This is a genomic window from Kineococcus terrestris (assembly GCF_041020755.1).
Lineage (GTDB): Bacteria > Actinomycetota > Actinomycetes > Actinomycetales > Kineococcaceae > Kineococcus > Kineococcus terrestris.
Window position 1 is genome coordinate 106,928 of sequence record NZ_JBEUEI010000010.1, and the last position, 14,072, is coordinate 120,999.

General features: G+C 78.0%; 12 protein-coding genes. 4 read left to right on the forward strand and 8 right to left on the reverse strand.

Annotation, left to right across the window (positions count from 1 at the left end):
* Positions 1-14 precede the first annotated feature (14 nt).
* Positions 15-1,832, reverse strand: coding sequence for an ATP-binding cassette domain-containing protein (locus AB8M62_RS08315; RefSeq protein WP_369069206.1), 1,818 nt, complete (start codon positions 1,830-1,832; stop codon positions 15-17).
* A gap of 71 nt (positions 1,833-1,903) precedes the next feature.
* Here AB8M62_RS08315 and AB8M62_RS08320 point away from each other — a divergent pair, with 71 nt between their 5' ends.
* On the forward strand, positions 1,904-2,626 hold the full coding sequence (locus AB8M62_RS08320; RefSeq protein ID WP_373694888.1) for a glycosyltransferase family 2 protein: 723 nt from the start codon (positions 1,904-1,906) through the stop codon (positions 2,624-2,626).
* A gap of 20 nt (positions 2,627-2,646) precedes the next feature.
* The gene (locus AB8M62_RS08325) at positions 2,647-3,024 is read left to right on the forward strand and encodes a DUF2304 domain-containing protein (RefSeq protein WP_369051995.1); all 378 of its coding nucleotides are present in this window, start codon (positions 2,647-2,649) and stop codon (positions 3,022-3,024) included.
* On the opposite strand, the gene AB8M62_RS08330 is transcribed toward AB8M62_RS08325, so the two are convergent.
* Positions 2,996-4,057: a cell wall-binding repeat-containing protein gene (locus tag AB8M62_RS08330; protein WP_369051994.1), complete on the reverse strand. Its 1,062-nt coding sequence runs from the start codon at positions 4,055-4,057 to the stop codon at positions 2,996-2,998. The genes AB8M62_RS08325 and AB8M62_RS08330 overlap by 29 nt on opposite strands.
* A 211-nt stretch (positions 4,058-4,268) precedes the next feature.
* On the opposite strand from AB8M62_RS08330, the gene AB8M62_RS08335 reads away from it, so the two are divergent.
* On the forward strand, positions 4,269-5,597 hold the full coding sequence (locus tag AB8M62_RS08335) for a UDP-glucose dehydrogenase family protein (protein ID WP_369051993.1): 1,329 nt from the start codon (positions 4,269-4,271) through the stop codon (positions 5,595-5,597).
* Between the two features lie 114 nt (positions 5,598-5,711).
* Positions 5,712-7,106 (forward strand): LCP family protein, encoded by a 1,395-nt coding sequence (locus AB8M62_RS08340; protein WP_369051992.1) that lies wholly within the window; start codon positions 5,712-5,714, stop codon positions 7,104-7,106.
* Between the two features lie 9 nt (positions 7,107-7,115).
* Here the strand turns inward: AB8M62_RS08340 and AB8M62_RS08345 are convergent, their stop codons facing one another.
* The 6 genes from AB8M62_RS08345 to AB8M62_RS08370 all read right to left on the reverse strand — a co-directional run bounded on the left by AB8M62_RS08345 (position 7,116) and on the right by AB8M62_RS08370 (position 13,915).
* A complete protein-coding gene (locus AB8M62_RS08345; protein WP_369051991.1) occupies positions 7,116-7,823 on the reverse strand; it encodes a response regulator in 708 nt (235 codons plus the stop codon).
* Entirely contained in the window at positions 7,820-9,928 is a 2,109-nt protein-coding gene (locus AB8M62_RS08350; RefSeq protein WP_369069207.1) for a sensor histidine kinase, read from the reverse strand. Before AB8M62_RS08350 ends, AB8M62_RS08345 begins: the two co-directional genes overlap by 4 nt.
* Before the next feature lie 33 nt (positions 9,929-9,961).
* A complete protein-coding gene (locus AB8M62_RS08355) occupies positions 9,962-10,705 on the reverse strand; it encodes a hypothetical protein (RefSeq protein WP_369069209.1) in 744 nt (247 codons plus the stop codon).
* A gap of 143 nt (positions 10,706-10,848) precedes the next feature.
* Positions 10,849-12,138, reverse strand: coding sequence for an alpha/beta fold hydrolase (locus AB8M62_RS08360; RefSeq protein ID WP_369051988.1), 1,290 nt, complete (start codon positions 12,136-12,138; stop codon positions 10,849-10,851).
* Between the two features lie 5 nt (positions 12,139-12,143).
* Positions 12,144-12,635 carry a 5-(carboxyamino)imidazole ribonucleotide mutase gene (gene purE / locus AB8M62_RS08365; RefSeq protein ID WP_373694889.1) on the reverse strand — a complete coding sequence of 164 codons (492 nt, stop codon included), beginning with the start codon at positions 12,633-12,635 and terminating at the stop codon, positions 12,144-12,146.
* A 32-nt stretch (positions 12,636-12,667) separates the two neighbouring features.
* The gene (locus AB8M62_RS08370; protein ID WP_369069210.1) at positions 12,668-13,915 is read right to left on the reverse strand and encodes a 5-(carboxyamino)imidazole ribonucleotide synthase; all 1,248 of its coding nucleotides are present in this window, start codon (positions 13,913-13,915) and stop codon (positions 12,668-12,670) included.
* Positions 13,916-14,072 lie beyond the last annotated feature (157 nt).

Sequence of the window (14,072 nt, forward strand, 5' to 3'; positions counted from 1 at the left end):
TCGGCGCGGGCCCGTCAGCGCAGGCCGGACAGCTGCGCCTGCACGGCGAAGTCCGGCACGGCGTCGACGACCTCGTCGAAGGTGCCCACCGCCGCGACCCGGCCCCCCTCCAGCAGGACGACGGCGTCGCAGTCGCGCACCGTCGCCAGCCGGTGCGCGACGACCAGGACGGTGACCTCCCGGTGCAGCGCGGCGACGGTGGAGGTGACGGCGGCCTCGGTGGCCGCGTCCAGGGCGCTGGTCGCCTCGTCCAGGACGAGCACGTGCGGGCGCGGGTACAGCGCCCGGGCCACGCCCAGGCGCTGGCGCTGGCCGCCGGACAGCCGCAGGCCGCGCTCGCCCAGCGGGGTGCGCACCCCCTGCGGCAGGGCCTCGACGACGTCGGCGAGCTGCGCGGCGGCCAGGACCTCGCGCACCCGCTCGACGTCGACGTCCTCGTCGCGCCAGCTCAGCGCGACGTTGCGGGCCACGTCGGCGTCCAGGAGCGCGACCTCCTGCGGCACGTACCCCACGCGACGCCGCCAGGCCGCCCCCACCCGCGCCAGCTCCCGGCCGCCGACGAGGACCTGTCCCGCCGAGGGGGTCAGCAGACCGAGGACGAGGTCGACGAGGGTGGACTTGCCCGAGCCGGAGCGGCCCACGATGGCCACCCGGGCCCCGGCCGGCACGTCGAGGTCGACGCCGTCCAGGGCGGGGCGCCCGCTGCCGGGGTAGGTGAAGGTCACGCCCCGCAGGCGCACGCCGACGGCCCCGGCGGGCAGCGGCTCACCGGTGGCGCTCTCGTCGGCGGGCTCGTCCAGGACGGGCGGCGGCCCCTCGGCGGCGCCGGTCTCGCGCAGCGCCCGCAGCACCTCCAGGGCGTCGGCCTCGTGCGCGTGCATGGTCGCGAACACCGACTGCAGGCGGGTCAGGCACGGCACGACGCGGAAGCCGGCCACGGCGAACAGGCCGATCGCCGAGACGGCCTCCGTCAGGCCCTGCGCGGCCACGGCGACGGCGCCGACGACGAGGAAGCCGCCCAGCAGCGCCGCCTCCAGCACGTACCGGGGGCCCACGGAGTAGAAGAACGCCATGCCGCGGGCGCGGGCGCCGCGCTCGCGCACCCCGGCGGCGACGGCGGCCAGCTGCCCGGCCCGCCCGCGCAGGGTGATCTCCTTGGTGGCGGCGAAGGACTCCTGCACGAGCCGCACCGTCTCCACGCTCGTGCTGGTGGCCGTGCGCCCGGCGACGGCGGCCCGGCGGGCGATGACGGCGTAGAGCACGACGGCGACCGCGGCGAAGTAGACGGCGGCGACCACCGCGGTCTGCCAGGCCGCGACGAGCACCACGACGCCGACCGCGGCGAGGGAGGCGACCTCGGCGACGAGGCTGGAGAACGGCATGAGGAAGCCGTTGAACGTCTGGTTGAGGGACTCGTCGACGGTGCGCACGGCTCGGGCGGAGCTGGCGCGCAGGCGGTACGCCCAGGACGCCGACAGGTGGGCGCGCACGAGCCGGTCGGCCACCTGCACCTCGTGGGCGGCGAAGCGCACGACGCCCCAGCGCACGAGCAGCAGGCTGGCCAGGCTCTTGGCGACGAGCAGGACGCTGACGACGACGACGAGGCCGAGCAGGGTGGCGGTGTCCACGTCCGCGCCCACGACGGGCAGCGGCACGGCCAGCTCACCGCCGCCGCGCACCGCCACGGGCAGCAGCAGGGCCAGCAGGCCGAGGGCGACGACGTCGAGGACGGCCAGGAGGGCCTGGCCGCCGCTGTAGGCGACGACGAAGCGGCCGCTGCCGGCCGGGAGGAGCGCGAGCAGCGCGCGGACCGTCGCGAGCAGGGACTTCACCCGCGCGATCCTCCCCGATCGCGGGCGCGGTGGTGGCGGCGCAGCACCGGGGCGGCGGTCATGATGGGGCGGTGACGACCACGCCGAGCCCCGCGGGCACGTCCGGCCCGGCGCCGGTCCGCGACGGGCACCCCGGCACGTGGGTGGTCGTCCCGCTGTACCGCGAGGCGGCCGTGGTGGGCGACGTGGTGCGCCGGCTGCGGACCCGCTTCGACCACGTGGTGTGCGTCGACGACGGCAGCCCGGACGACTCGGCGCGGGTGGCCGCGGCCGCGGGCGCCGTGGTGGTGCGCCACGCGGTGAACCTGGGGCAGGGCGCGGCGCTGCAGACGGGTGTGGACTACGCGCTGCGCGACCCGTCCACGACGTCGGTCGTCACCTTCGACGCCGACGGGCAGCACCGCGTCGAGGACGCGGAGGCGATGGTGGCGCGGCTGGTCGCCGAGGACCTCGACGTGGTCTTCGGCTCGCGCTTCCTGGACGGCAGCACCGAGCTGGACCGGCTGCGGCGCGTGGTGCTGCGCCTGGCGGTGGTGTGGACGAACCGCTCCACGGGCGTGCGGCTGACCGACGCGCACAACGGCCTGCGGGTGTTCTCGCGCACCGGCGCGCAGCAGCTGGCGATCCGGCACAACCGGATGGCGCACGCCAGCGAGATCGTCGCCCAGGTGGGCCGCGCCGGCCTGCGCTGGGGCGAGCACCCGGTGACGGTCCTGTACACCGACTACTCGCGCTCGAAGGGGCAGTCGCTGCTGAACAGCGTCAACATCCTCGTCGAGACGCTGCTCGGCTGAGCGGGACGGGAGGAGGTCCGGTGCTCGTCATCCAGGCGCTGCTCATCGCGGCGGTCGTGGCCGTGGGGGCGCTGCTGGTGCGCTCCAGCGCCGGCGAGCGCCACCAGGCGGTGCGCCGGCTGCTGCTGGGCGCGCTGGTGGTGCTCGCGGTGGCCAGCATCCTCGTGCCCGGCGCGGTGACGGCCGTCGCCGGGCTCGTGGGCGTGGGCCGGGGCACCGACCTGCTGCTGTACGGGCTGGTGGTCGCCTTCCTCGGCTTCGTCGTGCAGTCCTACCGCCGCTCGCGCCAGGTCGAGGCGCGCCTGACGGCGCTGACGCGCCGCCTGGCGCTGGACGAGGCGGAGCCGCCGGGCGAGGCGCGCCGCCGGCTCAGCGCAGAGCGGCCGCCACCTGGCTGACGGCGTTGTCGCTGACGACGCCGGGCCCGCCGAAGACGAGGGCGTCGGCGATGGGCCGGCCGGTGCCGCGGGCGTCGCGCTGCAGGGCGGTCAGGGCGTTCGCGGAGGCGGGCGGCAGGCCGTCGCGGGCGGTGAGGACGAGCGGGCCGCCGCCGTAGGCCAGGAGCGCGGAGCCGGCGAGGGCGTCGGGCCAGTTCTCGCCGGTGGCGATGCCGACGACGGTGGTGGAGTCCTCGAAGTAGGAGTTCGACGCGAACAGCTGCGCGACGGCCGCGGAGGTCTCGTAGCGGTCGTTGCCGGCCAGCGGCACGACGCCGGGCAGCCCGGCGGCGGAGGCGGCGCGCACGGCTTGGCCGCCGACGGCGACGACGACGCTGTCGGGGGTGCGGCGCTGGGCGAGGTGGTCGCGGGTCACGGCGGGCACGACGCCGTCGTCGGTGAGCAGGACGACGCCGAGGGCGCGGGAGGAGCCGGCGCCGACGACGCCCATGAGGGCGCCGGCGGACAGGCCGTCGGGGAAGTTGCGGCCGGTGACGAGGGCGACGTCGCTGCTGCCGGGCAGGAGCTTGGCGACCTCGACGGCGGTGGCGTAGCGGTCGGCGCCGGCGACGCGGCGCACGGTGCCGACGCCGGGCAGGGCGCGCACGGCGGACTCCACCTGCGCGGACAGGGCGTTCTGGCCGCCGAGGAGGAACACGGTGCCGCCGGCGCGCAGGACGTCGCGGATCGAGCGGGCCACGGCGTCGGGCAGCCGGTCGCTCGGCGTCAGCAGCAGCGGCCCGCCGCGGTCGGAGGCCAGCGGCGCGGCGGCCAGGGAGTCGGCGAAGGTGTCCTGGCGGGCCAGGACGACGGCGGCGGCGCGGCCGCCGGAGAAGGTGGGGGTGGCCGCGGCGATGGCGGTGCCGACGCGGTCGGGGCCGGCGATGCGGCTGGGGGTGACGGCGGCGGAGGCGGGCGCGGCGCTCCCGACCGCGAGGCCGGCGCTGAGCGCGAGGGCAGCCGCGGCGGCGAGCGGGCGGGGACGCAGGCGCATGGGGACCTTCCGTGGGTCGCGGGCCGGGTGGTTCTGCCCGGTGTCTCGGGCCCGTTCGGCCCAACCTTGAGCACAGCCTGTCACGTCGCCGGGGCCGGTCGGCCGCCCGCTGGCCCGACGGTGTGAGCCCGCACACACCGCGTGCGGGGGCGAGCACCCGTCGGGCGCAGGGTGTTCTCCCCAGAGCTACCGCGCCACTACGCTGCGCCGCATGCGGATGACGGTGATCGGGTGCGGCTACCTCGGTGCGGTCCACGCGGCCTGCATGGCCGAGCTGGGTCACGAGGTCGTCGGCGTCGACGTGGACCCGGAGAAGGTCGCGGCGCTGCAGGCGGCGCGCGCCCCCTTCTTCGAGCCGGGCCTGCCCGAGCTGCTGGAGCGCGCGATGGCCACCGGCCGCCTGCGCTTCACCACGGAGATGAGCGAGGCGGCCGGGTCCGCGGTCCACTTCGTGTGCGTGGGCACCCCGCAGAAGCGCGGGGAGTTCGCCGCCGACCTCACCTACGTCGACGCCGCCGCCGACGCGCTGGCCGCGCACGTGGCCCCCGGCGAGCTGGTCGTGGGCAAGTCCACCGTCCCCGTGGGCACCGCGGCCCGGCTGTCCGCCCGGCTGGCCGAGAAGGTCCCCGGCGCGCTGCTGGCGTGGAACCCGGAGTTCCTGCGCGAGGGCCACGCGGTGCAGGACACCCTGCACCCCGACCGCCTCGTCTACGGCGTGCCCGGCGGCCCGGGCACGAGCGAGGGCGAGCGCGCCAAGGCCGTGCTGGACGAGGTGTACGCCACCCCGCTGGGCCGCGGCACCCCGCTGATCGTCACCGACTACCAGACCGCCGAGCTGGTCAAGGTGGCCGCCAACTCCTTCCTCGCCACGAAGATCTCCTTCATCAACGCGATGGCGGAGCTGTGCGAGAAGGTCAACGCCGACATCACGCAGCTGGCCGACGCGATCGGCCACGACGACCGCATCGGGCGCAAGTTCCTCAACGCCGGCCTCGGCTTCGGCGGCGGCTGCCTGCCCAAGGACATCCGCGCGTTCATGGCCCGCGCCGGGGAGCTGGGCGCCGACCAGACGCTGACGTTCCTGCGCGAGGTCGACTCGATCAACATGCGCCGGCGCATCCGCATGGTCGACCTGGCCCGCGAGGTGTGCGACGGCTCCCTCATCGGCAAGCGGGTGGCCGTGCTGGGCGCGGCGTTCAAGCCCGACAGCGACGACATCCGCGACTCCCCCGCCCTCAACGTGGCCGCGCAGATTCGCCTGCAGGGCGGTGACGTCGTGCTGACCGACCCGGCCGCGCTGGACAACGCCCGCAAGGCCGTGCCGGACATCTCCTTCGCCGAGACCGTCGAGGAGGCCGTCCGCGGCGCCGACGTGGTGCTGCTGCTGACGGAGTGGAAGCAGTACCGGGAGCTGGACCCGGCCGCCCTCGGCTCGCTGGTCAAGGCCAAGCGGGTCCTGGACGGGCGCAACGCCCTGGACCCCGCCCGCTGGCGCGCCGCCGGCTGGGCGTACCGGGCCCTGGGCCGCCCGCGCGCCTGACGCGCGGTACGGCGCGGCGCGGCGTGTGAAGACCCCGGGGTGATCCCCGGGTGACCTCGCCGTGTCGCTGCGCGCTCGCGCCCCGCGGCGCGGGGGCGCCCCTACTGTGGTCGGGTGCCCGAGCAGGAACCGCCGCGCGACGAGCGCGCCCCCCGCGCCGGCGGCCGTCCCGCCGGCGCGCGCCGGCCCGCTGACGGCGGCACCCGGGCGATGCCCGTCACCGGGCGCGGCGACGTCCCCGCCGAGCAGGAGCCGCGACCGCGCCCGCAGGCGCGCCCGGCCCCGGCGGGCTGGAACTCCACCACCTACGGCAAGCCCGTGCGCCGGCGCACCGACCGTCCCGCCGGGCAGGAGCAGCGCCTGGCCCCGCCGGCGCGCCCGGCCGGTGCGGCGGGCGCGACGAGCGGCGCGGCCGCGGGTCGCGCGCGCACCGCCGTCCCGCCCGGGCGCGGCTGGGAGCAGCCGCCCCCGCCCCCTCCCCCGTCCGGGCCCCGCCGCGGGTCCGCGCCGCGCCCGGCCGCAGCGTCCCGTCCCGGTGGCCGGGTCCGCCGCCGGCGCCTGCTGGCCGCGGCCGTCGCCGTGGCGCTCGTGCTGGCGGTGCTCTACCCCGCGGCGCTGGCCTGGCGCGGCTGGTCGGCCGTCACCCCCGTGGCCGCCACCTCGCCCGGCGAGCGCCCCGCGGACACCCCCGGCACCACGTACCTCGTCGTCGGCAGCGACAGCCGCGACGGCATGAGCGAGGAGGAGAAGGCGCAGTACTCCGCGGGCGGGGACGACATCTCCGGCCGCCGCACGGACACGATCATGCTGCTGCACGTGCCGGCCGGCGGCGGGCCGGCCGCGCTCATCAGCGTGCCGCGCGACTCGTGGGTGCCGGTGCCCGGGCACGGCAGCCAGAAGGTCAACGCCGCCTACTCGATCGGCGGGGCGCCGCTGCTGGCGCAGACCCTGGAGGACGTCGGCGGGATCCGCGTCGACCACTACGTGGAGACCAGCTTCATCGGCTTCGCCCGCATCGTCGACGCCGTCGGCGGCGTCGAGATGTGCCCCGAGGTCGCGGTGCAGGACGTGCGCGCCGGGCTGGACATCCAGGCCGGCTGCCAGGACATGGACGGCGCGACCGCCCTCGGCTACGCCCGCTACCGCTACTCCGACCCGCTGGGGGACCTGGGCCGGGCCAACCGCCAGCGCGACCTGCTGGCGGCGATCACGGCGAGGGCCACCAGCCCGGGCACGCTGGTCAACCCGTTCCGGACCTTCCCGCTGGCCTCCTCGGCCGGTTCGGCGCTGACCGTCGACGACGGCGCCTCCCCGCTGGAGCTGGCCCGCTTCGCCCTCGGGATGCGCTCGGCCACGGGCGCCGACGGGATCTCGATGACGGTGCCGGTGGCCGACCCGAACTACCGCACCTCCTCGGGCCTGGCCGTGAAGTGGGACACCGAGCGGGCGCTGGCGATGTTCGACGCCCTGCGGCGCGACGACACCGGGGCGCTGCGCGCGCTGGCCTGAGACCGGCGCTCAGGGCGGCGGGCCGAGCCCGGCCTCCCGGGCGCGCAGCGCGGCCTGCGTGCGGTCGCCCACCCCGATCTTCACGAACACGCTCGAGACGTGGTTGCGCACCGTCTTCGGCGCCAGCCCGAGCCGGGCGGCGATGACCGCGGTCGGCAGCCCCTGGCCGACCATCCGCAGGACCTCCCGCTCGCGGGCCGTCAGCTGCGGGAACGGCTCGGCCGGCGCCCACCGCCCACCGTCGCGCCTCCCGTCGCGGCTCCCGTCGCGCCCACCGTCGCGCTCGGCGTCGGCGAGGGAGCGCGACAGCAGCTGCGCCACGGGCGCGGTGAACAGGGCGTCGCCCGCCGCGACGGCGCGCAGGGCGCGCTCCAGCTCCGAGCGCGAGCACCCCTTGAGCAGGTAGCCGCGCGCCCCGGCGCGCACGGCCGCCAGCACCGAGGCGTCGTCCCCGGACATCGTCAGCGCGACGACCGGCAGGTGGGGGTGGGACTCGCGCAGCCGGCGGATCGCCTCCACCCCGCCGGCGCCCGGCATCGCCAGGTCCATGAGGACGACGTCGGGCTGCAGCGCGAGGACCTGCGCGAGCGCCTCCTCACCGCTGGCCGCCTCCCCGACGGCCTCGACGTCCTCCAGCAGGCCCAGCAGCCGGCGCAGCCCCTCGCGGAAGGCGCGGTGGTCGTCGACCACCAGGACCCGCAGCGCGGCGGTGCTCACGGCTGCTCCCGCACCGGCAGCCGCGCCAGCACGCGGGTGCCGCCGCCGGCGGCCGGCTCCACCGCGCACGTCCCGCCCAGCTCCTCGGCGCGCTCGGCCATGGCCAGGCGCCCCACCCCCGGCCGCGCCCCGCCCGGGCCCCCGCCGTCGTCGCGCACCTCCACCTCCAGGACCGGAGCGCCGGCGGCGGGCACGAGCGCCAGGCGCACCCGGCACGTGCGCGCCCCCGCGTGCCGGGCGACGTTGAGCACCGCCTCGGCCGCGACGCGGTGCGCGGCCACCTCGACCGCGGCCGGCAGCGGCGGCAGCTCACCGGGCAGGTCCAGCTCCACGCGCGTCCCCGTGCGCGCCAGGTGCTCCTCGGCCAGCTCGCGGACCGCGCCCAGCAGGCCGGAGCGCTCCAGCGCGGGCGGGTAGAGCCCGTAGGCCAGCCCGCGCACCGCCGCGACGGTCTCCCGCACGCGCTCGCGGGCGCCCTCCAGCAGCTCGCCCCCGGCCGCGGCGTCGGTGCGCAGGACCTCCCCGGCGACCTCCAGGTCCAGGGCGACCGAGGCCAGCGCGGGCCCCACCCCGTCGTGCAGCTCGCGGCGCAGGCGCCGCCGCTCCTCCTGGCTCGAGGCGACCAGGCGGGCCCGCGCGTGCTGCAGCTCGCCGGCGCTGCGCACGGCGTGCAGGGCGGGCGCGACGTGCCGGGCGACCTCGTCGAGCAGCCGCAGGTCGCGCGGACCGAAGCCCTCGCCGGGCGCGCGGGCGGCGAGCAGGACCCTGCCGACCTGCTCGCCCCGGTCGGTGAGGTCGACCTCCCGCGCCGCGGGGGCCCCGGGTGCCGCGTCCGGTGCGGGGTCGCGCGCGGCGGCCGCGGCGCGGCCGTCCGGACCGGTGAGCTCCACCGCGACCCACGGGCAGCGCAGCGCCGTCCGCAGCGCCACGGCCACGGCGCGCAGCACGTCCTCGGGGGTGGCGGCCGCCTCCACGGCGCGCAGCGCGCGGGCGGTGACCAGGTGCGGCACGTCCCGGTCGCCGAAGCAGACGCGGTTGACGGCCCGCTGCACCCGGCGCCGCGCCGGCTCGAAGAGGACGGCGACGACGGCCGCCGCCACGACGGCCCCGGCGACGTCGTCCTGGCTGCGCAGCGCCCCGTTCACCGCGGCGGCCACCACGAGGTAGGTCCCGGCCGTCGCGACGGTCAGCGCGGCACCGACGAGGGTGCGCCCCACGAGCGGCTCGACGTCCCACAGGCGGTGGCGCAGGACCGCGACCCCCACCGCCACGGGCACCGTGGTGACCAGCAGGGCCAGGAGGACGTTGACGGCGGTGACGAACAGCAGCCCGCCGGTGCCCGGGGCGCTCAGCCCGGGCGCCAGCGCGGTGACCGCGGACAGCAGGGCCCAGCCCACGGCCAGCACGCCCAGGCTCCACAGGACCCAGGCGAGCTGGCGGCGCACCACCGGCCCGGAGCGGCGGAACCGGCGCACCTGCGCCCACAGCGGGACGGCGACGACCGCGACGTCCATGACCCACCGGGCCGGCGGGGGCAGCACCTCGCCGGAGGGGCGCAGCAGGCCGGGGACGGACAGCACCGGCACGGCGAGGCCGGCGAGGGCGACCCAGGCGGTCCAGCGGGGGCGGAAGCGGCCGTCGGGGACGACGAACAGCAGCAGCCCCAGGCAGCCGAAGGCGGCGACGGAGGTCGCGCGCAGGGCGGGCGCCGCCGCCGGCCAGACCTCCTCCCAGACCACCGGGACCCCCGCGGTGCCCCAGCCGGCCGCGGCGAGCAGCAGGGAGACGACGAGGGCGCCGCGGTCGCCCGGCCGCCGCCGGCCGACGAGGCCGGCGACGGCCAGGAAGACGACCGCGACGACCTGCGCGCTCAGCGCGACCGCCACCGCGTACGCGGGTTCGGGGACCCCCAGGTCCGCGAGCGCCGCGCGCAGCTGCGCGGTGGACCACCGCTCGTCGGGCAGGTCCAGCTCGCCGAGGCGCCGGTGCGCCGCGAGGGTGCGCGGGGCCGTGAGCAGGGCGGTGAGGACGAGCAGGGCGTAGGGGAGCGTCCACCACCACGGGGGCCACCGCCGTCCCGCGCGCACCACCGGCTGCTGATGCACCTCGCACCGTCCCGCTCGAGCGTCGCGGGGACGCTACACCCGCACCCGGCGCGCCGGGCGGTCCCCGGCGGGGACGACCACCGTCCCGGCCGGGCGCGTCGCGGCGACCCGGACGGCGATCCAGCAGCACGGCACCAGCAGGCCCAGCCCGGGCGCCAGCTCGGCCCCGGCCGGCGGCAGCGGCAGGAAGCTGACGATGAGCGGGACGAGGAAGGACAGCAGCCCGGCGGTGGACAGGACCCGGCTGCGCCGCAGGGCGGTCCCGAGCAGGGGCAGCGTCAGCACGGTGGTGCTCAGCCCGGTCAGCAGCGTCACGACGAACCCCGGTGCGTCGTTGAGCAGCAGGGCCGCGTCGACGCCCGCCCGCGGCGGGTCGAGGGTGACCGTGAAGAACAGCTGGGCCAGTTCGGCGCCCATGACGAGCAGCATCGCGAAGGCGGTCAGGCAGCCGAGGACGGCGGTCACCGCGGCCAGCGCGGTCCCGCGCGCTCGCTCGCGGGCGACGGCGAGCACGCCCAGGCAGGCCGGGACGAGGCAGGCGAACCCCACCGCCTGCAGCAGCGCCAGCTCGTAGGGCGCCCGGGTGCGCGTCCACTCGAGCAGCTGGCTCTCGGCGGTGGCGTGCTCCCCCGCGCCGCCGAGGACCGTGGGCAGGACCAGGACGAAGAGGGGGACGGCGGGCACCGCGAGCGCGGCCAGCGCGCGGGCGGTGCCGCGGGTGCGGACGGGTCCGGGTGCGGGAACGGGGACGGGTGCGGGTGCGGCGGGCTCGTGCACGACGGCTCCTCGGTCGGGCGCCCCGCGGCCCTCGCCGCGGGATCACCGCGAGCGTGCGGCGGCGCGCGTCCCGGCCGCACCGGGCACCCGTCCCGGGCGGCCGGGATACCGCCCGGCCGCGGCGGGACGCGTCCGGGCCGCCCTCAGCGGCGCAGCAGCCCCTGGAGCACGTCGTAGATGCGCCGCCCGTCGCGGCGGATCCCGTCGTGCTGGTACTCGTTCGTGACGAACGTGCGCGCCCCGCGCACCGCGGCGGCCGTGGCCCGCGACAGCTCGTACGGGACGAACATGTCGTCGACGTAGACGGCCGCGGCCACCGGCACGCGGTTCTCGGCGAGGACGTCGGTGTCGTACAGCACGGGCAGGTCCTCGCGGTGGGCGAGGACGTCGACCGCGGCGGCCAGCGGCACGAGCGCCGGGTCCTCGGCGAACTGCCACGGGTAGACGTGCTCGCCGGTGAAGGCGAACCCCGGCGCGTCGAGGGAGAACTCCGCGAACTCCTCCCGCACGCGGTGCGCCGACCACGCGGTGGCGCCCGTGAGGGGCCCTTGCGCGTAGATGCTCTCGTGCAGCGCCGCGTACATCGGGTGCCCGGCGAAGGACAGCTGCGCGCCGACGCGGGCGAGGAACCCGCTGCGCAGCCGGCGCCGCCCGCGCACGGTGGTGAACGGGTCCTCGAGCAGGAAGTGCAGCGCGTCGAAGCGCGACTGCCCGCCCAGGGCGATCCCGAGGGTGCGGAACCGCCTGCCGGACAGTCGTTCCCCCGTCGGCAGGAGCTCCTCGGCGTCGTCGAGGTGGCGGGCCACGGCGGCCGCGGTGGCGCGGTCGCGCGGGTAGCGGGCGAAGAACTCGGCGTTGCGCACCGCGGTCTGCCGGTAGGTGGCGCGGTAGACGTCGTCGGCGCTCGCGCGCAGCCCGGGCAGGCCGGCGAACACGTACGCCTCGCGCAGCCCGCGCGGCGCGCGGGACAGGTAGCAGGTGATGACGAACCCGCCGTAGCTCTGCCCCAGCACGCTCCACGGCGCCCCGCCGGTCAGGTGCTCGCGCAGCTGCTCGGCGTCGTCGACGATCGCGTCGGCGCGGTGCAGGGCGAGGACGTCCGCCTGCGCGGCGGCGTCCCCGACCGCGGTGAGCGTCTGCGCGTCCAGCGGCGAGGAGGCGCCCGTGCCGCGCTGGTCGAGCAGGACGACGCGGTGGTCCTCCAGCGCCCGGTCCAGCCAGCCGCCGACCTGCTCGGGGCGGTCGGCGCCGTGCCCGGGCCCGCCCTGCAGGTACAGCAGGTGCGGGCGGTCCGCACCGCCGTCGCGCACGTACTCGCGCGCGAACAGGCTCACCGTCCCGGGCACCCGCCCGGTGCGGTCCAGCGGCACCTCGAGGCGGTGCTCGTGGACGTCGTGGCCGTCGACGCGGTGGGACTCGGTGACCAGCGCCACCGGCCTCAGCCGCCGAACCCGACGGACCGGCCGGCCCGGGCGCGCAGCCGCTCGCCCTTGTCCACAGCCACCTGGCGCAGCGACTCCTGGAACTCGACCATCCGGGCGCGCAGGCCCTCGTCGGTGGCGGCCAGCACCCGCACGGCCAGCAGGCCGGCGTTGCGCGCGCCGCCGATGGAGACGGTCGCCACGGGCACGCCGGCGGGCATCTGCACGATCGACAGCAGCGAGTCCATGCCGTCCAGGTGCCGCAGCGGCACGGGCACGCCGATCACCGGCAGCGGGGTGACGCTGGCGAGCATCCCCGGCAGGTGCGCGGCACCGCCCGCACCGGCGATGACCACCTGCAGGCCGCGCTCGGCGGCCGAGGCGCCCCAGGCGACCATGTCGTGCGGCATCCGGTGGGCGGAGACGACGTCCACCTCGTGCGCGACGCCGAACTCCTCCAGCGCCTGCGCGGCCGCCTCCATGACGGGCCAGTCGGAGTCGGACCCCATGACCAGGCCCACCCGGGCCCGCTGCTGCTCGCTCACTCGTCGATCTCCCCCGCGATGAAGGCCGCGGCGTGCCGGGCGCGCGCGCGGACGGTGTCCAGGTCCTCGCCGTAGGCGGTGACGTGCCCGAGCTTGCGGCCGGGCCGCTGCTCCTTGCCGTACAGGTGCACCTTGACGTCCGGGTCGTGCGCCATGACGTGCAGGTACGAGCGGTACAGGTCCTCGTGGCGCGGCTCGACCGCGTCGGGGCCCAGCACGTTGACCATGACGGTCCACGGCGCGCGGGCGGCGGTCCCGCCCAGCGGCAGGTCCAGGACGGCGCGCAGGTGCTGCTCGAACTGGCTGGTGACCGACCCGTCGATGGTCCAGTGCCCGGAGTTGTGCGGGCGCATCGCCAGCTCGTTGACGAGGACCTCGCGGCGCCCGCCGCGCTCGACCTCGAAGACCTCCACGGCGAGGACGCCGGTGACGCCGAGGCCGCCGGCGATGCGCAGCGCGACGTCGGTCAGCTGCGCGGCCAGGCCGGGGTCCAGGTCCGGGGCGGGGGCGGTGACCTCGTGGCAGACGCCGCGGCGCTGCACGGTCTCCACGACGGGCCAGGCGGCGGCCTGCCCCGACGGGCTGCGCGCCACCAGCGCGGCGAGCTCGCGGACGAAGGCGACGTGCTCCTCGGCCAGCAGCGGCCCGCGCCCGGCCCAGTCGGCGAACCAGGCGTCGGCGGTGGCCCAGCCGGTGTCGTCCGGGCCGTCGAGCACCAGGACGCCCTTGCCGTCGTAGCCGCCGCGCGGGGTCTTCAGCACGACGGGCCAGCCGGCGTCGGCGGCGAACGCCTCGACGTCGGCGCGGCCGGCCACGGGCGCCCAGCGCGGGCACGGCACGCCGAGGGCGCTCAGGCGCTCGCGCATGACGAGCTTGTCCTGGGCGTGCACGAGGGCGGCCTCGCCGGGCTGCACGCTGGTCAGCTCCGCCATGGCGCGCAGGCCCTCGGCGGGCACGTGCTCGTGGTCGAAGGTGACGGCGTCGCACGCGGCGGCGAAGGCGCGCAGCGCCTCGACGTCCCCGGCGGCGCCGACGGGGGCGGGGGTGATGACCTGGGCGGCGCTGACGTCGGGGCCCTCGGCGAGCACGCGCAGGCGCAGGCCGAGCGCGACGGCCGCCGGCTGCATCATCCGCGCGAGCTGGCCGCCGCCGACGACGCCGACGACGGGGAACCCGCCGGGCCGCTGGTACGGGGCGGGGTCGGGACGGGTGGTCCCGGGGCTTCCGGCGGTCGCGCTGGTCACGCCCGCCGAGCGTAGGCCATCTCCCTCCCCGCCCCCCCTCCCCCGGGGGGGGGGGGGGGGGGGGGGGGGGGGGGGGGGGGGGGGGGGGGGGGGGGGGGGGGGGGGGGGGGGGGGGGGGGGGGGGGGGGGGGGGGGGGGGGGGGGGGGGGGGGGGGGG

What these genes read in the sequence shown, in the direction of transcription:
- AB8M62_RS08330 (WP_369051994.1), bottom strand. Translation starts at nt 4,057, where the DNA reads ATGCGCCTGCGTCCCCGCCCGCTCGCCGCCGCGGCTGCCCTCGCGCTC.
- AB8M62_RS08335 (WP_369051993.1), top strand. Translation starts at nt 4,269, where the DNA reads ATGCGGATGACGGTGATCGGGTGCGGCTACCTCGGTGCGGTCCACGCG.
- purE (WP_373694889.1), bottom strand. Translation starts at nt 12,635, where the DNA reads ATGGGGTCCGACTCCGACTGGCCCGTCATGGAGGCGGCCGCGCAGGCG.